Below are 24,393 nucleotides of genomic sequence, written 5' to 3'. Positions count from 1 at the left end.
AGAGGCTAACGTTATAGGGACAAGCGAATAAGTGCACATGGTGGATGCCTTGGCGATTACAGGCGATGAAGGACGTAGTAGCTTGCGATAAGCTGCGGGGAGTGAGCAAACACACTTTGATCCGCAGATTTCCGAATGGGGCAACCCACCCTTTTAGGGTATTGCATACTGAATACATAGGTATGCAAGGCGAACGCGGCGAACTGAAACATCTAAGTAGCTGCAGGAAAAGAAATCAACCGAGATTCCCAAAGTAGCGGCGAGCGAAATGGGARGAGCCTGTACGTGATAGTCGGACCGATAACAGAATCCTCTGGAAATAGGAGCCATAGYGGGTGATAGCCCCGTATGTGAAATCGGACCGGTGGTACTAAGCGTACGACAAGTAGGGCGGGACACGTGACATCCTGTCTGAATATGGGGGGACCATCCTCCAAGGCTAAATACTCGTAATCGACCGATAGTGAACCAGTACCGTGAGGGAAAGGCGAAAAGAACCCCGGAAGGGGAGTGAAATAGATCCTGAAACCGTGTGCATACAAACAGTAGGAGCGGACTTGTTCCGTGACTGCGTACCTTTTGTATAATGGGTCAGCGACTTACATTCAGTGGCAAGGTTAACCRRATAGGGAAGCCGTAGAGAAATCGAGTCCGAATAGGGCGATCAGTCGCTGGGTGTAGACCCGAAACCAAGTGATCTACTCATGGCCAGGATGAAGGTGCGGTAACACGCCCTGGAGGTCCGAACCCACTAATGTTGAAAAATTAGGGGATGAGCTGTGGGTAGGGGTGAAAGGCTAAACAAACTTGGAAATAGCTGGTTCTCTCCGAAAACTATTTAGGTAGTGCCTCAAGTATCACCATCGGGGGTAGAGCACTGTTATGGCTAGGGGGTCATTGCGACTTACCAAACCATTGCAAACTCCGAATACCGATGAGTGCGAGCTTGGGAGACAGACGTCGGGTGCTAACGTCCGGCGTCAAGAGGGAAACAACCCAGACCGCCAGCTAAGGTCCCAAAGATTGGCTAAGTGGAAAACGAAGTGGGAAGGCTAAAACAGTCAGGATGTTGGCTTAGAAGCAGCCATCATTTAAAGAAAGCGTAATAGCTCACTGATCGAGTCGTCCTGCGCGGAAGATGTAACGGGGCTAAGCCAGTCACCGAAGCTGCGGATATCYWKYAWTRGATATGGTAGGAGAGCGTTCTGTAAGCCTGCGAAGGTGTCTTGTAAAGGATGCTGGAGGTATCAGAAGTGCGAATGCTGACATGAGTAGCGATAATGGGGGTGAAAAGCCTCCACGCCGTAAGCCCAAGGTTTCCTGTTCAACGTTCATCGGAGCAGGGTGAGTCGGCCCCTAAGGCGAGGCAGAGATGCGTAGCTGATGGGAAGCAGGTTAATATTCCTGCACCGTCGTATGATGCGATGGGGGGACGGATCGCGGAAGGTTGTCTGACTGTTGGAATAGTCAGTTTCTGTCTCATAGAAGGCGCTTAGGCAAATCCGGGCGCGGAATTCAAGGGGATGGGACGAGTGAAYTTRTTCACGAAGCAATCGGAAGTGGTTCCAAGAAAAGCCTCTAAGCTTCAGTCATACGAGACCGTACCGCAAACCGACACAGGTGGGCGAGATGAGTATTCTAAGGCGCTTGAGAGAACTCGGGAGAAGGAACTCGGCAAATTGGTACCGTAACTTCGGGAAAAGGTACGCCCCGGTAGCTTGACCACTTTACTGTGGAAGGGTGAAAGGGTTGCAATAAACTGGTGGCTGCGACTGTTTAATAAAAACACAGCACTCTGCAAACACGAAAGTGGACGTATAGGGTGTGACGCCTGCCCGGTGCTGGAAGATTAAATGATGGGGTGCAAGCTCTTGATTGAAGTCCCAGTAAACGGCGGCCGTAACTATAACGGTCCTAAGGTAGCGAAATTCCTTGTCGGGTAAGTTCCGACCTGCACGAATGGCGTAACGATGGCCACACTGTCTCCTCCCGAGACTCAGCGAAGTTGAAATGTTTGTGATGATGCAATCTACCCGCGGCTAGACGGAAAGACCCCATGAACCTTTACTGTAGCTTTGCATTGGACTTTGAACCAATCTGTGTAGGATAGGTGGGAGGCTTTGAAGCGGGGACGCTAGTTCTCGTGGAGCCAACCTTGAAATACCACCCTGGTTTGTTTGAGGTTCTAACCTTGGTCCGTTATCCGGATCGGGGACAGTGCATGGTAGGCAGTTTGACTGGGGCGGTCTCCTCCTAAAGTGTAACGGAGGAGTTCGAAGGTACGCTAGATACGGTCGGACATCGTGTTGATAGTGCAATGGCATAAGCGTGCTTAACTGCGAGACTGACAAGTCGAGCAGGTACGAAAGTAGGACATAGTGATCCGGTGGTTCTGTATGGAAGGGCCATCGCTCAACGGATAAAAGGTACTCTGGGGATAACAGGCTGATTCCTCCCAAGAGTTCATATCGACGGGGGAGTTTGGCACCTCGATGTCGGCTCATCACATCCTGGGGCTGTAGCCGGTCCCAAGGGTATGGCTGTTCGCCATTTAAAGTGGTACGTGAGCTGGGTTTAAAACGTCGTGAGACAGTTTGGTCCCTATCTGCCGTGGGCGTTGGAAATTTGAAGGGGGCTGCTCCTAGTACGAGAGGACCGGAGTGGACGAACCTCTGGTGTACCGGTTGTCACGCCAGTGGCATTGCCGGGTAGCTAAGTTCGGAAGAGATAACCGCTGAAAGCATCTAAGCGGGAAACTTGCCTTGAGATGAGATTTCCCAGAGCCTTGAGCTCTTTGAAGGGTCGTTCGAGACCAGGACGTTGATAGGCTGGGTGTGGAAGTGCAGTAATGCATTAAGCTAACCAGTACTAATTGCCCGTACGGCTTGTCCCTATAACCTTAGCAGGTACAGAGGATRAGAAAGTACATGTTGCGTGAATGTTGATCGCAATCATTACCCCTTAGTGTTGTAACACTAATATCTCARTAMATAATCCGCTTCTTCCAGATTCATGGCCTTGTTGCTCRATAGAGAACAAGCGYCRGTACAAGTTATGCCTGATGACCATAGCAAGTTGGTCCCACCCCTTCCCATCCCGAACAGGACCGTGAAACAACTTTGCGCCGATGATAGTGCTGCAACCAGTGTGAAAGTAGGTTATCGTCAGGCTTGTTATTCTGGTCCCACCCCTTCCCATCCCGAACAGGACCGTGAAACAACTTTGCGCCGATGATAGTGCTGCAACCAGTGTGAAAGTAGGTTATCGTCAGGCTTGTTATTCGAAAAAACCCCCATCGGTGATCCGGTGGGGGTTTTTTTACGTCCACAGATTGCCGCGCTTGCACGGCGCACGGACGAAAAAAAGGCAGCGCTGCGCGCTGCCTTTATCATTTATCAAACCCATTAAAAGTGATAAGCGACTTTGACGTTCATGTAATTGACGCCGCTATTCGGTTTCTTGTAGCCGCCGTTCGAGAAATGCTGGATTTTCGCAGCGACTTCCCATTTGTTATTGAACACATAGCCGACACCGATATGGTCGCCGAACTGGAAGTGGGTCGACAGGCGGTTATCGTCGTTGTCGTACAGCTTGGACAGCATGTGTACGCCAATACCGCCTTCCGCATAGAAGCCCAGCTTATTCGTGTTTTCAAAGCGGAAGACGGGAGTAAAGCCCAGATCCCACAGTTTTTGATGCTGGCCAGGGACGTTGCGATAGCTCTTGCCATCCCAGCCGCCGATGCTCGCATCCCAGTAACCACTGAGCTGCGTGCCATTCGATACAAACCAGGCTTTATCCCAGTTCGACGTCACGCCGGCGCGCAGCATCTGCACCTTGACACCCTTGGCATATTCGCCGTAGACGGAGTCGATCAGTTTGCCGTCGGCAGCAAAGCCGGCGTTGGCTGCCATCAGCGCGGCTAGGGCGGCGATGGACTTGAGGAGATTCTTCTTGAAGAACATAGAGGCTTTCATCGTAAAATTGGCCGATAGGCTTGTCTTGTTTGCACAGGCACCTTGTTTTGCATGCCGCTCTCGCCACTTGTTGATATCAGGGGTTCAATTGACATTCTCTACAAAAATCGCATTTCTCGGTATCGGTCTGATGGGGGATCCGATGGTCCGGTGCCTGCTACGCGCTGGATATTCTGTCACAATTTGGAATCGCACGCACAGCAAGGCCCAAGTCCTGCGCGCGGCAGGGGCGCAGCCGGCTGTTTCCATCGCTGAGGCGGTCAGCGGCGCGGACGTGGTCATTTCGATGCTGGAAGCCGGTCCCATCGTGGCGCAACTGCTGCAGGAAGCGCTGCCGGCCTTGCGCGCTGGGGCGCTGTGGATCGACATGAGTTCCACCAAGCAATCGGAAGCCCAGCAATTTCATGCCACTTTGCACGCCGCCGGCCATGGCTTCATCGACGCGCCCGTGTCGGGCGGGGTTGGCGGCGCGCAGGCGAGTACGCTGGCCATCATGGCCGGCGCCAGTAGCAGCGATTACGCGCGCGTGGAAACTATCCTGGCGGCCATGGGGCGGCCGACACTGGTCGGGCCGCCCGGCAGCGGCCAAGTGGCCAAGCTGTGCAACCAGCTGATCGTGGGCGCCACCCTGAATATCGTGGCGGAAGCGCTGTTGCTGGCCCAGGCGGCCGGCGCCGATGCGGCTGCCGTGCGGGCGGCCATCCGCGGCGGTTTTGCTGAGAGCAAGATTTTGGACGTGCATGGCCAGCGCATGCTGGAACGCAATTTTGTTGCCGGTGGGCAGGTGAAGAGTCAGATCAAGGATATGCACAATATCCTGGCGGCGGCGGAAGCGGCGCACGTCACCTTGCCGGTGACGCAACTGGTGACGCAGCGCTATGAAACTCTTGCCGAAACGTACCCGACGGCCGACCATGCGGCGGCCTTACTGGCCCTGGAAGCGTTGAATCCGGGCCAGCGCCTGGGCATTGCCCCGGATAAACTGAGCTGATTCAAGCGATGGGCAGGCTCGCTTCGGCCAGTCTGACCCAGAAACTGGCGCCGATCGGCAGTAATTGGTCGTTGAAGTCGTAACTGCCATTGTGCAAGACGCACGGCCCCAGGCCGTGGCCGCCATCGCGGTGCTCGCCATCGCCATTGCCGATGAAGATGTAGCAGCCGGCTTTTTCCTGCAGGAAAAACGCGAAATCTTCCGCGCCCATGGTCGGTTCGACATTCGCGTTGACCTTCTCGGCCCCCACCACGCTTTTCATCACGTCGACGGCAAACGCCGTTTCTTTCGCATGGTTGACCAGCGGCGGATAGTTGCGCTTGAAGTGGAACTCGACTTCCGCGCCAAAAGCGGCCGCCGTGTGCACGGCGATGTCGCGCATGCGCTCTTCGATCAGGTCCAGCACGGGCGTGGTGAAGGTGCGCACGGTGCCGACCAGGCTGGCGTCATCGGGAATCACGTTGGTGGCACTGCCCGCATGGATTTGCGTGATCGACAGCACGGCCGTATCGAGCGGGCTCTTGTTGCGCGTGATGACGGTTTGCCAGCTTTGCGCGATCTGCACGGCCACCATCACGGGGTCGATGCCCTTGTGGGGCTGGGCCGCGTGGGCGCCCTTGCCCTTGACGGTGACGTGGAATTCATTGCTCGACGCCATCATCGGCCCTTCCACCACGCTCAGCGTGCCCGTTTCCGCGCCTGGCCAGTTGTGCATGCCGTAGATGGCGTCCATGGGGAAGCGGGTAAACAAGCCGTCTGCTATCATTTCGCGCGCGCCGGCGCCGCCTTCCTCGGCCGGCTGGAAGACCAGGTAGACCGTGCCATCGAAGTTGCGGTGTTGCGCCAGATAATGGGCCGCGCCGAGCAGCATGGCCGTGTGGCCGTCGTGGCCGCAGGCGTGCATCTTGCCCGGGTGGCGCGAGGCATGCTCAAAGGTATTCATTTCCTGCATCGGCAAGGCATCCATGTCGGCGCGCAGGCCGATGGCACGCTTGGAGCTGCCATGCTGGATGATGCCGACCACGCCAGTGCGGCCCAGGCCGCGTACCACGGGAATGCCCCATTCCGTCAGTTTGGCGGCGACGACGTCCGAGGTGCGCTGTTCTTCGTAGCACAGCTCGGGGTGCGCATGCAGGTCGCGGCGGATACCTTGCAGCTCGGATTGAAACGCCAAGATCGGATCAACTAGTTTCATGGGACTCTCCTGTGGATGCTGGCACGCAGCAATGTATGGCGCGCCGGACCGCGTCTGTTTGATCAAAAACAGGCGCGGCTAACAATGCATTGTAGCCCTTGTTTGCCGGGTAAATCCAGCGCACGGACCAGCTTGCCATGGCGCCAACAGCAAGCGCGCGGAATGGTTTACAGTATCGCCTTCCGCCAACGTTTTTGGATTGCACCATGACCACCACCCAAGTGCGCGCCGCCTGCCCGCTCGATTGCCCAGATACCTGTGCCCTCCTGGTCACGGTGACCGATGGCGTGGCCACCGCCGTCAAGGGCGATCCCGAGCACCCGACCACGGCTGGCGTGCTGTGCACCAAGGTGTCGCGCTTCACGGAGCGCACCTACCATGCGGACCGCTTGCTGACGCCGCTGCGCCGCGTGGGCAGGAAAGGCGAAGGCAAGTTCGAGCCCATCAGCTGGGAGGAGGCACTGACGACCATCGCGGCCCGCCTGAAACCGATCGCCGCGCGCGATCCGCAGGCGATCTTGCCGTACAGCTACTGCGGCACCATGGGCCTAGTGCAGGGCGAATCGATGTCGTCGCGCTTTTTCAACCAGCTCGGTGCTTCCTTGCTGGACCGCACCATTTGCGCGTCGGCCGGCGCCACGGGCTACCGCTACACGGTGGGCGCCAGCATCGGCACGGACCTGGAGCAGTTCCAGAACGCCAAATTGATCATCATCTGGGGCGGCAACCCGATCGCCTCGAACCTGCACTTCTGGATGCGCGCGCAGGAAGCCAAGCGTCATGGCGCCACGCTGATCGCCATCGACCCGTACCGTTCGCTGACGGCCGAAAAATGCCACCAGCATATCGCCTTGCTGCCGGGCACCGACGCCGCCCTGGCGCTGGGTTTGATGCATGTCTTGATTGTGGAAGATATGCTCGATCACGATTACATCGAGCGCTACACTATTGGTTACGAGGCCTTGAAGCAGCGGGCCCTGGAATGGCCGCCCGAGCGCGTGGCCGAAGTGTGCGGCATCACGGCCACGGAAGTGGTGGAACTGGCGCGCCTGTACGGCCAGGCCTGCCGTTCTGGCGAGGGCGCCGCCATCCGTACCAACTACGGCGTGCAGCGCGTGCATGGCGGCGGCATGGCCGTGCGCAATATCGCCTGCCTGCCGGCCCTGACGGGCGCGTGGCGCCATCCGGCCGGCGGCATGCAGCTGTCGAGCTCGGGTTCCTTCCCCGTCAACCGCAAGGCCCTGCAGCGTCCAGATTTGCTCAAAGGCACGCCGCGCACGATCAACATGAGTACCATCGGCGACGATTTATTGAAAGAAAGCTCGCCCGAGTTCGGCCCGCAAGTCGAGGCCGTCATCGTCTACAACTCGAATCCGCTGGCGGTGGCGCCCGATTCCGCGAAAGTGGCACAGGGTTTTGCCCGCGAAGACCTGTTTACGGTCGTGCTCGAACACTTCCAGACCGATACTGTCGATTACGCCGACATCGTGCTGCCCGCCACCACGCAGCTGGAACACGTCGACGCCCATTCCACCTATGGCCATCTGTACATGATGGCGAACAACGCGGCCGTGGCGCCGCTGGGCGAAGCGAAGGCGAACACGGAAATCTTCCGCCTGCTGGCCCGATACATGGGCTTTGATGACCCTTGCTTCCAGGAAAGCGACGATGCGCTGGCGGCCAGGGCGTTCGACAACACAGATGCGCGCGCCGTGCATTTCGACTGGGAATCGCTGAAACGCAGGGGCTGGCAAAAGCTGGCCATGCCCGAGGCACCCTTTGCCGAAGGTGGTTTCCCCACGCCATCGGGAAAGTGCGAGCTGTATTCGGAGGCCATGGCGCAGGCGGGACTCGATCCCTTGCCGACCTATATTGCGCCGCACGAATCGCTGGCCAGCAATCCCGCGCTGGCGGCGCGCTTCCCGCTGGCCATGATTTCCCCGCCGGCACGCAATTTTCTCAATTCCACCTTTGTGAACGTGAAGAGCCTGCGCGCAGCCGAGGGCGAGCCGCACCTGGACATCCACCCTGACGACAGCGCCGCACGCGGCATCGCGGCGGGCGACATGGTGCGCATCTTCAATGACCGCGGCAGTTTTGTCGCCAAGGCCAGGGTCACGGACAAGGCGAGAAGAGGCCTGGTGGTGGGCTTGTCCGTGTGGTGGAAAAAGCTCGCCAGCGATGGCAAGAACGCCAATGAAGTCACCAGCCAGCGCCTGACGGACATGGGCCGCGCGCCCACCTTTTATGACACGCTGGTCGAAGTGGAAAAGGTTGCCTGACATGGTGCACTGGCCGGCCCGGCTGCTTGTCGGCGTGCTGTGCCTGTCGCTGGGCGGCTGCACGCAGCTGCGCTATTATGCCCAGGCGGCGCAGGGGCAATATGCACTGTGGTCCGGCGCGCGCCCCGTCGATGCCTGGCTCGATGACCCGGCCACCGAACCGCGCCTGAAAGTGCGCCTGGCCAAGGCGCAGCAGATCCGCCGCTTTGCCGTCAGCGAACTGGACTTGCCCGACAATGGCAGCTACAAGAATTACGCGGCCTTGCGGCGCCCCTTTGTGCTGTGGAATGTGGTGGCCACGCCGGAACTGTCGCTGCAGCCGCTGCAATGGTGTTTCCCCATCGCCGGCTGCGTCAATTACCGCGGCTATTACAGCAAGGATGAGGCGCTCGCGTATGCCGACGAGTTGCGCGCCCAGCATTACGACGTGCAGGTGGGCGGCGTGCCTGCGTATTCCACGCTGGGCTGGTTTGACGATCCCCTGCTGTCGACCTTTATCAACTACAACGATGCGGAACTGGCGCGTCTGATTTTCCATGAACTGGCGCACCAGGTGGTGTACGTGCCCGGCGATTCCGCTTTCAACGAATCGTTTGCCAGCGCCGTGGAAGAGGCGGGCGTGCAGCGCTGGCTGGCGCATGAGGGCAATGATGCCATGCGCATGGCCTACGCCCAGTACACGGCGCGGCGCCAGGATTTTCTGGCCCTGCTGCTGAAGTATCGGGGGGAACTGGAAGCCGTGTATGCAAGCGAGGCCAGCGACACGGACAAGCGCGCGCGCAAGGCGCAGATATTCGCGGCGTTGCAAGACGCCTATCAGTTGCTCAAGCAACACTGGGGTGGTTTTGCCGGTTACGACCGCTGGTTCGAGCAGCCCTTGAGCAATGCGCACCTGGCTTCCATCTCCACCTACAATGAATTTTTGCCTGCCTTCAAAAAATTGCTGGAAGAAAAAAAGAACTTTCGTGCTTTTTATGCTGCAGTGCACACAATGGCCCAGATCAAGAAGCCTGAGCGCAGGCAGGCGCTGGAACAATTGTCCAGCCCCTGACCCGTAAAGTTTGTCCCGCACGTCAGGGCGAGTGATCCTGCAACAGTGTATTTGCCATGCTGCATTGCAGCATAAAATGCCCCTAGAGTTGCCGCTCGAATACTGTTGAAAGCGCTTGCATGGAAGCGCGGCGCCCGATAGCATCGCATTAGTAGCATAGAGCAATTGCTCGTCAGAATGCTCAAACTGACTGCCGGACAACAGAATCCGCAGCAATGATCCGCGCCGGCAAGGTGCGCCGGCTCCCCCACGATGATTCGAGACAAGAGGCACAGGATGGAAAAAATTTGGCTGAAGTCGTACCCTCCCGGCGTCCCCGCCGACATCGATCCTGATCAATATCGTTCGCTGGTGCATTTGCTGGAAGAAGCGTTTCAAAAATATGCGGACCGCAATGCCTATGTCTGCATGGACAAATTTCTCACCTACGCCGAACTCGATACCTATTCGCGCCAGCTGGGGGCCTTTCTGCAAAGCCGTGGGCTGAAGAAGGGGGCCAGAGTCGCCCTGATGATGCCGAACGTGCTGCAGTATCCGGTGGCCATTGCCGCCGTGCTGCGCGCCGGCTATACGGTGGTCAACGTCAACCCGCTGTACACGCCGCGCGAACTTGAGCACCAGCTCAACGATTCGGGCAGCGAAGCCATCATCGTGCTGGAAAATTTTGCCCATACGGTCGAGCAAGTATTGAGCAAGACGGCCGTCAAGCACATCGTCGTCGCCAGCATGGGCGAGATGCTCGGTGGCTTGAAGGGCATGATCGTCAATTTTGTCGTGCGCAACGTCAAGAAGATGGTGCCCGCGTATTCCCTGCCGAACGCCATGCGTTTCAAGCAGGCGCTGGCGCTGGGCAGCCGCATGAAGCTCACGCCCGTCGAGCTGAGCATCCACGACGCCGCTTTCCTGCAATATACGGGCGGCACGACAGGCGTGTCGAAAGGCGCGACCTTGAGCCACCGCAATGTGATCGCCAACGTGCTGCAAAGCGAAGCGTGGTCGGGCGCGGCGCTCGACCAGAATAGCCGCGAGCAACTGATCATCGTCTGCGCCTTGCCGCTGTACCATATCTTTGCCCTGACGGCGTGCGCCATGTGGGGCACGCGCGTGGGGGCCCTGAATATCCTGATCCCGAATCCGCGCGATATCCCGGGCCTGATCAAGGAACTGGGCAAATACAAATTCAATTTGTTGCCGGCGGTCAATACGTTGTATAACGCGCTGGTCAATCACCCCGATTTCGCCAAACTCGATTTCTCGGGCTTGAAGATCGCCAATGGCGGCGGCATGGCGGTGCAGCAAGCCGTCAACGACAAGTGGCTGCAGGTGACGGGCGTGTCCATCATCGAAGGTTATGGCTTGTCGGAAACGTCGCCCGTCGCCACCTGCAACCGCGCCGACAGCACGGCGTTTTCCGGCACCATCGGCTTGCCCGTGCCATCGACCGACATCGCCATCCTCGACGATGACGGCAAGGAAGTACCGCTGGGCCAGACGGGCGAAATCGCCATCCGCGGCCCGCAAGTGATGAGCGGCTACTGGAACCGTCCCGATGAGACGGCCAAGGTCATGACACAAGATGGTTATTTCAAATCGGGCGACGTGGGCATCATGGACGAGCGTGGCTACGTGAAGATCGTGGACCGCAAGAAAGACATGATCCTCGTCTCCGGTTTCAACGTCTATCCCAACGAAGTCGAGGCCGTCATCGCGGCCCATCCGGGCGTGCTCGAATGCGCCTGCGTGGGCGTACCCGATGAACACTCGGGCGAGGCCGTGAAAGTCTTTGTCGTACGCAAGGACCCCAACCTGACCCAGGAAGTGCTGGCCGCGTATTGCAAGGAGCAGTTCACGGGCTACAAGCGGCCGAAATACATCGAATTCCGCGATGAACTGCCGAAGACCAACGTCGGCAAGATTTTGCGTCGCGCCTTGCGCGACGAGAAAAAGATAGCAGCATAAACAATGTGGATGCGCCAGGGGGGGCATCCCTTTTACAGATAAAGATGAGGCGAGATGGACAAGATTTGGTTGAAGTCGTACCCGGACAGCGTTCCCGCAGAGATTGATTGCACGCAATACCGTTCCGTCACGCATTTGCTGGAAGAGTCGTTCCAGAACTATGCGGACCGCAATGCCTTCGTGTGCATGGATAAATTCCTCACCTACCGCGAACTCGACAAGCTGTCGCTGCAAATGGGCGCCTGGCTGCAAAGCAAGGGCTTGCAACGGGGCGCGCGCGTGGCGATCATGCTGCCCAACGTGCTGCAATACCCGGTGGCGATGGCGGCGATCCTGCGCGCCGGCTATACGGTGGTGAACGTCAATCCGCTGTACACGCCGCGCGAATTGCAGCATCAGCTGATCGATTCGGGCAGCGAAGCGATCATCGTGCTGGAAAACTTTGCCACCACGGTCGAGCAGGTGCTGCCGCACACCCAGGTCAAGCACGTGATCGTCGCCACCATGGGCGACTTGCTGGGCGGCTTGAAGGGCACGATCGTCAACTTCGTCGTGCGCAAGATCAAGAAAATGGTGCCGGCGTTTTCCTTGCCGAACGCCATCAGCTTCAACAAGATGCTGGCCGAAGGCGCGCGCCTGACCTTGAAGCCGGTAGAGCAGGGCCATGACGATATCGTCTTCCTGCAATACACGGGCGGCACGACGGGCGTGTCGAAAGGCGCGATGTTGTTGCACCGCAATGTGATCGCCAACGTGCTGCAGAACGAGGCGTGGATGGCGCCTGTGATGACCAAGGAAATGCGCGCCACGTCGATGGGCTTCATGTGCGCCCTGCCCCTGTATCATATCTATTCGTTGACGGTCAGCGCCCTGATGGGCATGCGCCTGGGCGGCATGTGCGTGCTGATCCCGAATCCGCGCGACATCCCCGGTTTCGTCAAGGAATTGAGCAAGCACAAGATCGTCGTCTTCCCGGCCGTCAATACCTTGTACAACGCGCTGCTGAACAATGCCGACTTTGCCAAGCTCGATTTCTCCAGCTACAAGGTGTGCAATGGCGGCGGCATGGCGCTGCAGCGCAACGTGGCCGAACGCTGGCTGAAACTGACGGGCTGCCCGCTGATCGAAGGCTATGGCATGTCGGAAACGTCGCCCGTGGTGACGGGCAACCGCGTCGATATCACGGAATTCACGGGCACCATCGGCTTGCCTTTCCCGTCGACGGAAGTGGCCATTTTGAATGACGACGGCGTGGAAGTGGCGCTGGGCGAGCCGGGCGAAATMGCCGTGCGCGGCCCGCAAGTGATGGCGGGATATTGGCAGCGTCCGGACGAGACGGCCAAGTCGATGACGGCCGACGGCTACTTCAAGACGGGCGACGTGGGTGTCATGGACGAGCGCGGCTACGTGAAGATTGTCGACCGCAAGAAAGACATGATCATCGTCTCCGGCTTCAATGTGTATCCGAACGAGGTGGAAGACGTGGTCGCTTCCTGCCCGGGCGTGCTCGAATGTGCCTGCATCGGCGTGCCGGACGCGAACTCGGGCGAAGCCGTGAAAGTGTTTGTCGTGCGCAAGGACCCTAACCTGACAGTGGAACAGATCCGCGAGCATTGCAAGCATGAATTGACGGCATACAAGAAGCCGAAATACATCGAGTTTCGCGATGAATTGCCGAAAACCAACGTCGGCAAGATCTTGCGCCGTCAATTACGCGACGAAAAAAAAGCGGCTTAATGCGCCGATAGGGCCGTGTCCGCCGCCACGGCTTGCCGTGGCCGGGCGGACAGGCCAAAGCAGGGGCGCAGCCAGTGCACCTTGCTGATCAGCAGCGACGTGCCCAGCCAGCAGATGGCCACCGTGCCGGCCAGCACCAGCAGCGGCTCCAGCACGGGGCCAAGCTTCAGCGGCACCAGCCAGTAAGCCAGCAGGATAATCGCGCTCTGGTGCAGTATGTACCAGGGAAACACGGCCTGACGCGCCCATGGCAACCAGGCAAAAGGGCGGTTCAATAACGCATGCGACCAGCCCAGGATGGTGCAGATGGCCAGCCACATGTACAGGTTGCGCATGGGCCAGGAGCCGAACGAGGCCCAGGTCAGCAGGTTTTCCGAAGAAATCTGGTCAAAAAACATGTACACGGCAAACGCGCCCAGGCCCAGCCACAGCGCATGCCAGCGCAGCCGCGCCAGTTCGCCCCATAAACCCTTGTCATTGCCCAGCCACCAGCCATACACGAACAGCGTGCAATACATGGCGTGCGCGTACCAGTCCTTGACCAGCGCGTGGGTTTCCGGATAGCGCAGTTTCAGGAAGACCGTTGCCGCCAGCGTCGGCAGTGCGGGCAAGACCAGGAGGCGCCAGCCGCGCAGCCCCGTGAACAGCGGCCTGGCCCTGGCCAGCAGCGGCTGCAGCGCCACCAGCACAACGGTGTACAGCAGCAAGTACACCAGATACCACAGATGGTTCCAGGTAAAACCAAATTGCCAGCCGGCAAATGCACGGGCGGGCCAGGCGTAGCCGCCATAGTAGTGGAGCAGGAATTGCCCAAATCCAGGCTCAACCAGGCCGTTGCTGACGCCTTCGCAATAGGGCTGGATGGGAATGATGACGGCCATGCCGAACAGCAGCGGCAGCAACAGGCGCTTGACCCTGCGCCACAGGAAGGCGCCGCGTGTGTGCTGCGTCATCATGGCGCACGAGACGCCGGAAATGAGGAAGACGATTTCCATGCGCCAGCGGTTGAGAAAGATCAACGGCATGTTCAAGGCGTCGGTGGCGTAGCTGCTGTGTATGTGAAAGTTCCAACCATCCATGTACACGAGGGCAGTGTGATAGGCAATCAGCAGGCTGAAGACGAGAAAACGCAGGGCGTCGATATCGTGACGGCGGGAGGCTATGGTCATGGTTGGGGGACGAGTGGTGAAGGAAGGCCCAGCATAGGCAGCGACGGGGCAGCGTGCCAGCGAAATGGGACCAGCGGACGGCTGGCTGGGACGAATGGATCGCCTGGGACGGGTGCGGGACCTTACAATCATGCAACTAATTCACCATCCGAGACCATGCACATCGCTTCCACAGATCTGTTGCAACGTTATCAACGCTGGCGCCGCGTGGCCGAGCCGGGATTCTGGATCGTGCTGACCCTGTTGCAGGCCAGCGTGAACAGCTGGCTGGCGTGGATCGACCTGCAGCGCAGCGGAGTCGGCACGGCGTTTTGGGAAGTGGCCGTATGGGAATGGAGCAGCAATCTGGTGCTGCTGGCGCTGGTGCCCGTGGTCGTGCTGGCGGGGCAGTACAGGCCGCTGCACCTGGTGTTCCAGCGCCAGAACCTGCGCTGGCACCTGGCCGCGTCGGTCGTGTACAGCGTGGTGCACGTGGCGGCCATGGTGGCCTTGCGCAAGCTGGCGTACTGGAGCGTCGGCAGCGCTTACGATTTCGGTAATTGGTGGCGCGAGTTGCCGTATGAATACCTGAAAGATGTGCGTGCTTACTTCCTCGTCCTGCTGGCGGTGGGTTTTTACCAGTTGCTGCTGATGCGCTGGCAAGGCGAAGCGACACTGCTGGGTGAGCCCGATGAGGGGCCGGCCGTGGAACCGGTGCAACAGCCGGAGCGGTTTCTGGTGCGCAAGCTGGGCAAGGATTTTCTGCTGCCGGCTGCCGATATCGAGTGGATACAGGCCTGGGGCAACTATGTGAACTTGCACGTGCGCGGGCACGATTATCCGTTGCGCTCGACCATGGCGGCCATCGAGCGTCGCCTCGATAGTAAGCGCTTCCTGCGCGTACACCGCAGCTATATCGCCAATATTGATTTTGTGAAAACTATTGTGCCGCTGGAATCGGGCGATGCGCGCGCGCTGCTATCCACGGGCGGCGAAGTGCCCGTCAGCCGGCGCTACCGCGATGCCTTGAAAAGCATAGCCTAGCTTGCCTGCAAGCCCGCCTTGCCGTCCTGCACGGTGAAACTGGCCAGTGTCGCGATGCCGGACGCGCTGTCGCGCACATTTTCCAGGCCCTGGAACAGGGCCGTGCTTTTTTCTGGCGTGATCTCCAGCAACATATAGCCGCGCTTGTCGCTGCGTCCGTAGCGGATATGCGGGTTCATCGCCACGTACTGTTCGGTGCGCGCCTGCGGGCGGGAACTTGATGTGATCGAGGTGCCGCAAAACTCCGTGGCCAGCACGGGATTATCCTTGCCGGTGGGACGCATGGCGTTGCGGCTCAGTTCCGTGGCATAAAACGTATGCACGTCGCCCGACAGCACCAGCGGGTTGCTGGCCTGGCTGCTGCGCAAGGCGTCAAGCAGGCGCTGGCGCGCCATCGGGTAGCCATCCCAGCCATCGGTCCAGATGCGCTCGTCGCCGGGGCGCAGGATGGGCACCTGGCTCGACTGCGCCATCAGGGTTTGCTGGGCCAGGATATTCCAGCGCGCGGGCGAATTGTCGAGTCCGGCTTGCAGCCAGCGCTGCTGTTCCTCGCCCAGCATGGTGCGTTCCGGCTTGCGCAAGTCGGGGCAGTTGCGCGTGGTGACGGAATTCGCGCCGCCGCGGCCCGGCCTGGCGCAGGCGTGGTAGGCACGGTATTGCCGGTCGTCCAGCACATGGAAGCGTGCCAGGCGGCCCCAGTCGTAGCGCTGGTAGATGCGCATGTCGACAAAGCCGCTTCTCCCCAGCGGCAGCAGGCGCAGCGGCATGTGCTCATAAAACGCCTGGTAGGCGGCCGCGCGGCGCTGCAGGAACGTGGGCGTGAGCAACTCGTCGCGGTCGTTGCCGTAGTCGTTGGCCACTTCATGGTCGTCCCAGGTGACGATCCATGGCGCGGCCAGATGCGCGCCCTGCAAGTTGCGGTCGCTCTTGTATTGTGCGTAGCGGGCGCGGTACTCGTCCAGGGTAAAGCTTTCGTGCGTGCGCACGGCCCGCTCCGGGTGCTGCAGCTGGTATGGACCCCATTCATAGATGTAGTCGCCGAGAAAGGCCACCAGGTCGGGCGCGGCCGCGGCGATATGCCGGTGCGCCGCATACGCGCCGAATTCCCAGTGCTGGCACGAGGCCACGGCCAGTTTCAGCGACGCGGGCATGGCATCGGCCGCGGGCGCCGTGCGCGTGCGGCCCACTGGGCTGACGGCGTCGCCCAGCATGAAGCGGTACCAGTACCAGCGTCCTGGTGCGAGACCGCCCGCGTCGACGTGCACGCTGTGCGCGAGGGCCGGCGTGGCCGTCGCTTGCCCCTTGGCGGCGATGCGCCGGAAAGCCTCGTCTTCGGCCACTTCCCAGCGCACATTCAGGGCGATGGCGGGCGTGGCGGCGCCCTGCAGCGGATCGTAGCAGATGCGCGTCCACAGCACGACGGCGTCCGGCAAGGGCGATCCGGAGGCGACGCCGAGCGCAAACGGATAGCCGGTGCCGTTCAGGCGCGTGGCGGCGCCGGCGCTGGAACCGGACAGCACGCTGCCGGCGGCAGCCAGCGACACTATGCGGGCGGCGCTGTGCAGGAAGATGCGGCGCTGGCTATCCATGCCGTCTGAAAATCAAACGTGGGATTATTGCGACAATCAAGACGACAATAAGGTCTCGATCGGCGGCACCTTGCGCGGCTTGCGGTCGGAATCGGTCGCCACGTAGATCAGGGTTGCTTCCGTGACTTTGACGATGCAGGCCTGCAGGCGGTTGCGCTCGGCATACACCTCGACATTAACGGTGATCGAAGTATTGCCGACCTTGACGATATCGGCGTAAAAGGACAGCAGATCGCCGACGAAGACGGGATTTTTGAAGACGAAGGAATTGACGGCAATGGTGGCGACACGGCCGTTGGCGCGCCGCGTGGCCGGCAGCGAGCCGGCGATATCGACTTGCGCCATGATCCAGCCGCCGAAGACGTCGCCGTATACATTGGCGTCCGACGGCGCGGGCATCATGCGCAGTTCGGGCATTTTTCCGGCGGGCAGGCCGGAGGCGAGGCAGTTGTCGGGGCGGGCGGGGGAGGTGCTCATCTTTTATTCTCATGAAAGGCTACAATTGCTGCGATTGAACCATAAAAAGCCGACCTTCGCCATGCGCCGTTCCCAGACTCCCCCTCCGCCCCGCTCGCCAGCTTCCGCCAGCCACAGCGACTTCGCCACCATCAGGACCTTGCTGCCGTATCTGTGGGTCTACAAATGGCGCGTATTGCTGGCGCTGCTATGTCTGGTCGGCGCCAAGCTGGCCAACGTGGGCGTGCCCCTGATCCTGAAAAAACTCGTCGACGCCATGACGATCACGGCGACGCACCCGCAAGCGTTGCTGGTGCTGCCCGTGGGCTTGCTGGTGGCCTACGGCTTGCTGCGCCTGTCGACGACCTTGTTTACGGAATTGCGCGAATTCCTGTTCGCCCGCGTCACGCAGCGCGCCGTGCGCACCATCGCCCTGCAAGTGTTCCGCCACCTGCATGCGCTGTCCCTGCGTTTCCACTTGAACCGCCAGACGGGCGGCATGACGCGCGATATCGAACGGGGCACGCGCAGCGTCGGCTCGCTCATTTCCTACACCCTGTTCAATATCTTGCCGACGCTGGTGGAAATCACCCTCGTGCTCGCTTATCTGGTCTTGCATTACGACATCTGGTTCACCGTGATCACGGCGGTGGCGCTGGTGTCGTATATCGCGTTTACCGTGCTGGTGACGAACTGGCGCACGCATTTCCGCCGCACCATGAACGACCTCGATTCGAAGGCAAATACCAAGGCCATCGATTCGCTGATCAACTATGAAACCGTGAAATATTTCGGCAACGAGGATTACGAAGCGAAGCGCTATGACGAAGGCTTGCAGCGCTACGAATCGGCGGCCGTGAAATCGCAGACTTCCTTGTCCTTGCTCAATACGGGCCAGTCGCTGATCATCGCCACGGCCGTCACCCTGATCCTGTGGCGCGCCACAGTGGGCGTGATTGCGGGCACGATGACCCTGGGCGACCTGGTGCTGGTGAACGCCTTCATGATCCAGCTGTATATTCCGCTCAATTTCCTGGGCGTCATTTACCGCGAAATCAAGCAAAGCCTGGCCGACATGGAGCGATTGTTTTCCTTGCTGAACGAAAACCGCGAAATCGCCGACACGCCCGAGGCAAAACCGCTCGTCACGCGGGGCGCGGCCGTGCGTTTCGAGCATGTGGATTTCAGTTATGAAGCCAAGCGGCAAATCCTGTTTGACGTCGATTTCCAGATACCGGCCGGCACCACGACGGCCGTGGTGGGGCACAGCGGCTCGGGCAAGTCGACGCTGTCGCGTTTGCTGTTCCGCTTCTATGAGGTCGATGGCGGCGGCATCACCATCGATGGCCAGGATGTGCGCGCCGTCACCCAGGACTCGCTGCGCGCGGCCATCGGCATCGTGCCGCAGGATACGGTGCTGTTCAACGACACCATCGAGTACAACATTGCCTACGGCAAGCCGGGCGCCAGCAAGGAGGCCATCGTGGCGGCGGCCAAGGCGGCGTCGATCCATGACTTTATTGAAAGCTTGCCAGATGGCTACAACTCCATGGTGGGCGAGCGGGGGTTAAAACTGTCGGGCGGCGAAAAGCAGCGCGTGGCCATCGCCCGCACTCTGCTGAAAGACCCTGCCATCCTGATCTTCGACGAAGCCACGTCGGCGCTCGATTCGAAGGCCGAGCAGGCGATTCAGGCGCAATTGAAGGACATTGCCAGGAACCGCACCACCCTGGTGATTGCGCACCGGCTGTCGACGGTGGCCGATGCCCAGCAAATCCTCGTGCTTGACCATGGCCGCATCGTCGAACGGGGCACGCATCCGCAATTGCTGGTGCTTGACGGCTTGTATGCGCAGATGTGGCAACGCCAGCAGGCGAACCAGGACGATGACGAAGAGCAAGGCCAAACCGACGAATTCGCCGTGCTGGCACCGGCAAAATAAATCGCGGGGGGGAAATCAGTAGGAAAAATGCTACACGCGCCCTGATTCAGGCGCGCGCATAGCGCCTATTTGACGGCAATCGCAGAAAACGGCTGGTCCGGCGCTGAAAATGAAATAAAATTAATTCCATTGGTGGCGTCTGCACCACAGTTGTTTCGTTCGGAGTACATCCGGTTTGTCCGCCCAGGAGAATTTATGAAATTGACCAAAATCATCGCCACGCTGCTCAGCGTCGGTGTCATCAGCAGCATGTCGCCAGTCCAGGCCCAGGAATTGACCGGCACCTTGGCCAAGATCAAGAAAGCCGGCTCCGTCACCCTCGGCGTGCGTGACGGCTCCGTGCCCTTCTCCTATCTCGATGACAAGCAGCAATACCAGGGGTATTCGATCGACCTGTGCATGAAAGTCGTCACGGCCCTGCAAAAGCACCTGGGCCTGAGCGAACTGAAAGTGGTGATGAGCCCCGTCACGTCGGCCAACCGCATCCCGCTGATGGCCAACGGCACCATCGACCTCGAATGCGGCTCGACGACGAATAACCTGGAGCGCCAGCAGCAGGTGGCGTTCGCCCCCACCATGTTCGTCATCGGCAACCGCGTGCTGTCGAAAAAATCCTCGAACATCAAGACCCTGGAAGATTTGCGCGGCAAGACCCTGGTGGCCACGGCCGGCACGTCGACCATCAAGCAGATGACGATTTTGAACAAGGAAAAGAACCTGGGCATGACCATTGCCGTCGGCAAGGATCATCCTGAGTCCTTCCTGATGCTGGAAACGGGCCGCGCGGTGGCTGAGGCCAATGACGACATTTTGCTGGCGTCGCAAGTGGCCAACTCGAAGAACCCGAACGACTACGAAATCACCAAGGAAGCGCTGTCCGTCGAACCGTACGGCATCATGCTGCGCAAGGGCGACCCGGCCTTCAAGAAAGTGGTCGACGACGCGCTGATTCGCCTGTACAAGAGCGACGACATCAACCGCATCTACGCCAAGTGGTTCACGTCGCCGATCCCGCCGAAAAACATCAACCTGAAATTCCCCATGCCGCCGCAATTGAAAGCCGTGTTCATGAATCCGACCGACTCCGGTGACCCGGCCGCGTATGCGGCCGTGCCGGAAGCGCAGAAGACTTCGGACAAACGGAAAAAGTAAAGACTGCGTAACAAACCGGGAGGCGCAAGCCTCCCGATTCATTTGCGGGGCGGGTGGCTGGCTGGCCGCGCCCCTGGAGCTGCACGGGAAGGATGATCATGAATTACAACTGGAATTGGCGCATTTTCTGGGAGATATCTCCCGATGGCGTCGGCACGTATATGGACACGCTGTGGTCCGGCCTGACGTGGACCCTGGCCACGGCGGGTGCGGCCTGGATCATGGCACTGATATTGGGCCTGGTGATCGGCACGGTGCGCACCCTGCCGAATAAATGGATAGTCGGCGTGGCCAATGCCTACGTCGAACTGTTCCGCAACGTGCCGCTGCTGGTGCAGATGTTCCTGTGGTATTTCGTCATGCCGGAACTGCTGCCGCCGGATCTGGGCGCCTGGGTCAAGTCGTTGCCGAATGCGCCGTTCGTCACGGCCGTGCTGTGCCTGGGCTTTTTCACATCCTCGCGCGTGGCTGTGCAGGTGACGACGGGTATCGAGGCGCTGCCGCGCGGACAGAAACTGGCCGGCACGGCATTGGGACTGACCCTGCCGCAAACCTACCGTTTTATTCTGCTGCCGATGGCCGCGCGCGTCATCCTGCCGCCGCTCACCAGCGAATTTTTGAACATCATCAAGAATAGTTCCGTGGCGCTGACCATCGGCCTGATAGAACTGACGGCCAGCGCGCGCGCCATCCAGGAGTTTTCTTTCCAGGTGTTCGAGGCATTTTCGGCCGCCACCATCATCTACATCGTCGTCAACCTGCTGGTCGTGGTGCTGATGCACCTGATCGAGAAAAAGGTCGCCATCCCGGGCTTCATCGTCGCCGGCGCCAAGACGGGAGGACACTGATATGTTCGGTAACTTCGACTTCGACGTCATCTCCCGCTCATGGGTCTACCTGTTCCAGACCGGCATGGTGTTTACCTTGCAGCTGACGGCGCTGGCCATGGTGGGCGGCATCGTGCTGGGCACCTTGCTGGCGCTGATGCGCCTGTCCGGCAACCGCATCGTCTCGGGCGTGGCGTCGACCTACGTCAACCTGATACGCTCGATCCCGCTGGTGCTGGTGATCTTCTGGTTCTACTTCCTCGTACCGTATATCGCCGCCTGGATCATCGGCGCCAGCGAACCCGTGAAAGTGGGCGCGTTTTCGTCCGCGCTGATCACCTTCATCATGTTTGAGGCTGCCTACTATTGCGAGATCATGCGCAGCGGCATACAGTCGATTCCGCGCGGCCAGGTGTGGGCGGGCCAGGCGCTGGGCATGAACTACCGGCAGACCATGGCCAGCATCGTGCTGCCGCAGGCCTTCCGCAACATGATTCCCGTGCTGCTGACGCAGACCATCGTGCTGTTCCAGGACGTGTCGCTCGTGTACGTGCTGTCGATCCCCGATTTCGTCGGCGCAGCATCGAAAATCGCGCAGCGCGACGGCCGCCTGGTGGAGATGTACGTGTTTGTCGCCGTCGTGTATTTCGTGCTGTGCTATGCCTTGTCGTTCCTCGTCAAACGCCTGCAGAAACGCGTCGCCATCATTCGCTAACCGTAAAAGAAAGAATAAGATGATCGAACTCAATAACGTCAGCAAATGGTATGGCCAGTTCCAGGTACTGACCGACTGCACCACCAAGGTCGCCAAGGGCGACGTGATGGTCATTTGCGGCCCGTCCGGTTCCGGCAAGTCGACCCTGATCAAGACCGTCAACGGCCTTGAACCGATACAGCAGGGGCAGATCATCGTCGACGGCATCGCCGTCAACGACCCGAAGACGAATCTGTCGAAACTGCGCGCGCGCATCGGCATGGTGTTCCAGAATTTCGAGCTGTTTCCTCACCTGTCCATCCGCGAAAATCTGACCATCGGCCAGATCAAGGTGCTTGGCCGCGGCGCCGATGAAGCCAACGCCAAGGGCTTGAAATACCTGGACCGCGTAGGCCTGCTGTCGCAGCAGGATAAATTCCCGGGCCAGCTGTCGGGCGGCCAGCAGCAGCGCGTGGCGATCGCCCGCGCGCTGTCGATGGATCCGATCGCCATGCTGTTCGATGAGCCCACCTCGGCGCTCGACCCGGAGATGATCAACGAGGTGCTTGACGTGATGGTGGGCCTGGCGCAGGAAGGCATGACGATGATGGTCGTCACGCACGAAATGGGCTTTGCCAAGCGCGTGGCCAACCGCATCGTCTTCATGGACCAGGGCAAGATCATCGAGGATTGCAGCAAGGATGACTTCTTCAACACGACGCGTTCGGACCGGGCGCGCGATTTCCTCGCCAAGATCATCCATTAATTTTCCATTACTTTGAAGTTGAGTGCGAATGCCTGACATGAAACAAATCGCCGGCGCCATGCTGGCGCTGGGCATGCTGGCCCATGCCCACGCGGCTGACAGGATCGCCATCGATATCGCTCTGCGCGATGCCACCGTGATCGACGTTGCCGCTGGCCGCGCCGTCAAGGGCAAGACCGTGCTGCTCAAGGGCGATAGCATCGTCGCCGTCGTCGATGACGCGCAGCTGCGCAGCTACGCGCCGAAGCAGACCATCCGCCTGCCCGGCAAATATCTGATGCCGGGCCTGTGGGATACGCATGTGCATTTCGGCGGCGGCCCCGAGCTGATCGACGAGAACAAGCAGCTGTTGCCCCTGTACCTGGCGCACGGCATCACCACGGTGCGCGACTGTTCGGGCGACTTGCCCGACACGGTGCTGGCATGGCGCCGGCAGATCAACGCGGGCCAGCTGCAAGGCCCGACGATTTTTACTTCCGGCGCGAAGCTCGAAGGCATCAAGCCGCTGTGGAAGGGCACCATCGAAGTGGGCACGCCGCAGGAAGTCACGCGCGCGCTGGACGGCCTGCAGGCGCAGCAGGTCGACTTCGTGAAGATCACGGAAAACACCCTGAAACCGGAGCTGTACCTGGAAGCGCTGCACCAGGCACGCGAACGGGGCATGCGCACTTCGGGCCATATCCCCGTGCAGCTCACATTGGAGCAGATGGCCGATGCGGGCCTGGGCACGATCGAGCATCAATCATATCTGCTGCGTGCCACCACGCCGCGCGAGCAGGAGCTGACCGCCAAGGTGGCCGCCGGCGCGATGACGGGCAAGGAAGCGATGCGCGCCAGCGTGCAAAGCTACGACGAGCCGACGGCGCGCAAGGCTTTCAGCTACCTGGCCGCGCGCGGCACGGCCATCGTGCCGACCCTGTGGGGCTCGCGCGTGACGGCTTACCTGGACCGCGAAGACCACACGCACGATCCGGCCTTGCAGTACATCGGCAAAGGCTTGCGCGCCACCTACGACTGGCGCGTGCAGCGCGCCGCCAAGGATGGCCCGGAAGCGATCGCCCAGCGCCACGCGCAGTTCGAGCAATCGGCAAAGCTGCTGCCGATTTTGCAGCAGCAGGGCGTGAGCATCATCGCCGGCACCGATGCGGGCTTTTTGAATTCCTTCGACTATCCGGGCCAGGCCCTGCACGACGAGATCGGCCTGTATGTACAGTACGGGCTGACGCCGCAGCAGGCCTTGCAGTCGGCCGTCATCAACGGCCCCCGTTTCCTGGGCAAGCTGGACCGCTACGGCAGCGTGGCGGCCGGCAAGGCGGCCGATTTGCTGGTACTCGACGCGAACCCGCTGCAGGATATCGGCGCCACGCGCCAGATCCGCCTGATGGTCAGCCGCGGCCATGTGTACGACCGCGCCGCGCTGGACCGCATGCTGGCCGAACTGCGCGCCTGGGTGGCGCAGCAGGAGGCGGTGCCGGACAAGTCCTGATTCGCAGGTACTCAGGAGAACAAAACGGCCGGTGCGCACAGGCCGTTTTGTTCTCTGGCAGGCGTCGCATACCGGCCTTCCCGGCGGGCGGGGCGCG

17 protein-coding genes and 2 rRNA genes are annotated in these 24,393 nt (G+C 60.0%); 14 read left to right on the top strand and 5 right to left on the bottom strand.

Annotation, left to right across the window (positions count from 1 at the left end; genetic code table 11):
- Positions 1–17 precede the first annotated feature (17 nt).
- Together CBW50_RS06350 and rrf are read left to right on the top strand one after the other, a co-directional pair.
- Positions 18–2,893 (top strand): 23S ribosomal RNA (locus CBW50_RS06350).
- 164 nt (positions 2,894–3,057) lie between these two features.
- A 5S ribosomal RNA gene (gene rrf, locus CBW50_RS06345) occupies positions 3,058–3,170 on the top strand.
- Positions 3,171–3,404: 234 nt separating this feature from the next.
- On the opposite strand, the gene CBW50_RS06340 is transcribed toward rrf, so the two are convergent.
- The gene (locus tag CBW50_RS06340; protein ID WP_226936392.1) at positions 3,405–3,977 is read right to left on the bottom strand and encodes an acyloxyacyl hydrolase; all 573 of its coding nucleotides are present in this window, start codon (positions 3,975–3,977) and stop codon (positions 3,405–3,407) included.
- 106 nt (positions 3,978–4,083) lie between these two features.
- Between CBW50_RS06340 and CBW50_RS06335 the strand changes: the two genes are divergently transcribed.
- Positions 4,084–4,968 carry an NAD(P)-dependent oxidoreductase gene (locus CBW50_RS06335; protein ID WP_301178799.1) on the top strand — a complete coding sequence of 295 codons (885 nt, stop codon included), beginning with the start codon at positions 4,084–4,086 and terminating at the stop codon, positions 4,966–4,968.
- Between the two features lies 1 nt (position 4,969).
- Here the strand turns inward: CBW50_RS06335 and CBW50_RS06330 are convergent, their stop codons facing one another.
- A complete protein-coding gene (locus CBW50_RS06330) occupies positions 4,970–6,163 on the bottom strand; it encodes a M20 aminoacylase family protein (protein ID WP_086144747.1) in 1,194 nt (397 codons plus the stop codon).
- Positions 6,164–6,369: 206 nt separating this feature from the next.
- Here CBW50_RS06330 and CBW50_RS06325 point away from each other — a divergent pair, with 206 nt between their 5' ends.
- The 4 genes from CBW50_RS06325 (at position 6,370) to CBW50_RS06310 (ending at position 13,192) form a co-directional block, all read left to right on the top strand.
- Positions 6,370–8,445 carry a molybdopterin-dependent oxidoreductase gene (locus CBW50_RS06325; protein ID WP_086144746.1) on the top strand — a complete coding sequence of 692 codons (2,076 nt, stop codon included), beginning with the start codon at positions 6,370–6,372 and terminating at the stop codon, positions 8,443–8,445.
- A 1-nt stretch (position 8,446) separates the two neighbouring features.
- Positions 8,447–9,496: an aminopeptidase gene (locus CBW50_RS06320; RefSeq protein WP_086144745.1), complete on the top strand. Its 1,050-nt coding sequence runs from the start codon at positions 8,447–8,449 to the stop codon at positions 9,494–9,496.
- A 276-nt stretch (positions 9,497–9,772) separates the two neighbouring features.
- Positions 9,773–11,455: a long-chain fatty acid--CoA ligase gene (locus CBW50_RS06315; protein ID WP_086144744.1), complete on the top strand. Its 1,683-nt coding sequence runs from the start codon at positions 9,773–9,775 to the stop codon at positions 11,453–11,455.
- A 54-nt stretch (positions 11,456–11,509) separates the two neighbouring features.
- Positions 11,510–13,192, top strand: coding sequence for a long-chain-fatty-acid--CoA ligase (locus CBW50_RS06310; RefSeq protein WP_086144743.1), 1,683 nt, complete (start codon positions 11,510–11,512; stop codon positions 13,190–13,192).
- Here the strand turns inward: CBW50_RS06310 and CBW50_RS06305 are convergent.
- Positions 13,189–14,361: an acyltransferase family protein gene (locus CBW50_RS06305; RefSeq protein ID WP_086144742.1), complete on the bottom strand. Its 1,173-nt coding sequence runs from the start codon at positions 14,359–14,361 to the stop codon at positions 13,189–13,191. The genes CBW50_RS06310 and CBW50_RS06305 overlap by 4 nt on opposite strands.
- Before the next feature lie 156 nt (positions 14,362–14,517).
- Here CBW50_RS06305 and CBW50_RS06300 point away from each other — a divergent pair, with 156 nt between their 5' ends.
- A complete protein-coding gene (locus tag CBW50_RS06300) occupies positions 14,518–15,384 on the top strand; it encodes a LytTR family DNA-binding domain-containing protein (protein WP_086144741.1) in 867 nt (288 codons plus the stop codon).
- Here CBW50_RS06300 and CBW50_RS06295 read toward each other — a convergent pair.
- Together CBW50_RS06295 and CBW50_RS06290 are read right to left on the bottom strand one after the other, a co-directional pair.
- Entirely contained in the window at positions 15,381–16,973 is a 1,593-nt protein-coding gene (locus CBW50_RS06295) for an alkaline phosphatase (RefSeq protein ID WP_086144740.1), read from the bottom strand. The two genes, CBW50_RS06300 and CBW50_RS06295, sit on opposite strands and share 4 nt — an antisense overlap.
- A gap of 36 nt (positions 16,974–17,009) precedes the next feature.
- Complete coding sequence (locus tag CBW50_RS06290) at positions 17,010–17,450, bottom strand: acyl-CoA thioesterase (protein ID WP_086144739.1); 441 nt, start codon at positions 17,448–17,450, stop codon at positions 17,010–17,012.
- Between the two features lie 61 nt (positions 17,451–17,511).
- Here CBW50_RS06290 and CBW50_RS06285 point away from each other — a divergent pair, with 61 nt between their 5' ends.
- The 6 genes from CBW50_RS06285 (at position 17,512) to CBW50_RS06260 (ending at position 24,296) form a co-directional block, all read left to right on the top strand.
- Positions 17,512–19,371 (top strand): ABC transporter ATP-binding protein/permease, encoded by a 1,860-nt coding sequence (locus CBW50_RS06285; RefSeq protein WP_086144760.1) that lies wholly within the window; start codon positions 17,512–17,514, stop codon positions 19,369–19,371.
- A 195-nt stretch (positions 19,372–19,566) separates the two neighbouring features.
- Positions 19,567–20,523 carry an amino acid ABC transporter substrate-binding protein gene (locus tag CBW50_RS06280; RefSeq protein WP_086144738.1) on the top strand — a complete coding sequence of 319 codons (957 nt, stop codon included), beginning with the start codon at positions 19,567–19,569 and terminating at the stop codon, positions 20,521–20,523.
- A gap of 98 nt (positions 20,524–20,621) precedes the next feature.
- Positions 20,622–21,371: an amino acid ABC transporter permease gene (locus CBW50_RS06275; protein WP_086144759.1), complete on the top strand. Its 750-nt coding sequence runs from the start codon at positions 20,622–20,624 to the stop codon at positions 21,369–21,371.
- Position 21,372: 1 nt separating this feature from the next.
- The gene (locus CBW50_RS06270) at positions 21,373–22,065 is read left to right on the top strand and encodes an ABC transporter permease subunit (protein ID WP_086144737.1); all 693 of its coding nucleotides are present in this window, start codon (positions 21,373–21,375) and stop codon (positions 22,063–22,065) included.
- Between the two features lie 19 nt (positions 22,066–22,084).
- Positions 22,085–22,810, top strand: coding sequence for an amino acid ABC transporter ATP-binding protein (locus tag CBW50_RS06265; protein ID WP_086144736.1), 726 nt, complete (start codon positions 22,085–22,087; stop codon positions 22,808–22,810).
- Between the two features lie 37 nt (positions 22,811–22,847).
- The gene (locus CBW50_RS06260; protein ID WP_226936396.1) at positions 22,848–24,296 is read left to right on the top strand and encodes an amidohydrolase family protein; all 1,449 of its coding nucleotides are present in this window, start codon (positions 22,848–22,850) and stop codon (positions 24,294–24,296) included.
- Positions 24,297–24,393 lie beyond the last annotated feature (97 nt).

The organism is Janthinobacterium sp. GW458P, assembly GCF_002127585.1.
Classification (GTDB): domain Bacteria; phylum Pseudomonadota; class Gammaproteobacteria; order Burkholderiales; family Burkholderiaceae_D; genus Janthinobacterium.
The sequence above is the reverse complement of the archived record's forward strand: the minus strand, read 5'-3'. Positions and strand labels throughout refer to the sequence as shown.

Excerpts from the sequence above, each read along its gene's own strand:
- CBW50_RS06340 (WP_226936392.1), bottom strand. The coding sequence starts at position 3,977 with ATGAAAGCCTCTATGTTCTTCAAGAAGAATCTCCTCAAGTCCATCGCC.
- CBW50_RS06330 (WP_086144747.1), bottom strand. The coding sequence starts at position 6,163 with ATGAAACTAGTTGATCCGATCTTGGCGTTTCAATCCGAGCTGCAAGGT.
- CBW50_RS06325 (WP_086144746.1), top strand. The coding sequence starts at position 6,370 with ATGACCACCACCCAAGTGCGCGCCGCCTGCCCGCTCGATTGCCCAGAT.
- CBW50_RS06320 (WP_086144745.1), top strand. The coding sequence starts at position 8,447 with ATGGTGCACTGGCCGGCCCGGCTGCTTGTCGGCGTGCTGTGCCTGTCG.
- CBW50_RS06315 (WP_086144744.1), top strand. The coding sequence starts at position 9,773 with ATGGAAAAAATTTGGCTGAAGTCGTACCCTCCCGGCGTCCCCGCCGAC.
- CBW50_RS06305 (WP_086144742.1), bottom strand. The coding sequence starts at position 14,361 with ATGACCATAGCCTCCCGCCGTCACGATATCGACGCCCTGCGTTTTCTC.
- CBW50_RS06300 (WP_086144741.1), top strand. The coding sequence starts at position 14,518 with ATGCACATCGCTTCCACAGATCTGTTGCAACGTTATCAACGCTGGCGC.
- CBW50_RS06295 (WP_086144740.1), bottom strand. The coding sequence starts at position 16,973 with ATGGATAGCCAGCGCCGCATCTTCCTGCACAGCGCCGCCCGCATAGTG.
- CBW50_RS06290 (WP_086144739.1), bottom strand. The coding sequence starts at position 17,450 with ATGAGCACCTCCCCCGCCCGCCCCGACAACTGCCTCGCCTCCGGCCTG.
- CBW50_RS06285 (WP_086144760.1), top strand. The coding sequence starts at position 17,512 with ATGCGCCGTTCCCAGACTCCCCCTCCGCCCCGCTCGCCAGCTTCCGCC.
- CBW50_RS06280 (WP_086144738.1), top strand. The coding sequence starts at position 19,567 with ATGAAATTGACCAAAATCATCGCCACGCTGCTCAGCGTCGGTGTCATC.
- CBW50_RS06275 (WP_086144759.1), top strand. The coding sequence starts at position 20,622 with ATGAATTACAACTGGAATTGGCGCATTTTCTGGGAGATATCTCCCGAT.
- CBW50_RS06270 (WP_086144737.1), top strand. The coding sequence starts at position 21,373 with ATGTTCGGTAACTTCGACTTCGACGTCATCTCCCGCTCATGGGTCTAC.
- CBW50_RS06265 (WP_086144736.1), top strand. The coding sequence starts at position 22,085 with ATGATCGAACTCAATAACGTCAGCAAATGGTATGGCCAGTTCCAGGTA.
- CBW50_RS06260 (WP_226936396.1), top strand. The coding sequence starts at position 22,848 with ATGAAACAAATCGCCGGCGCCATGCTGGCGCTGGGCATGCTGGCCCAT.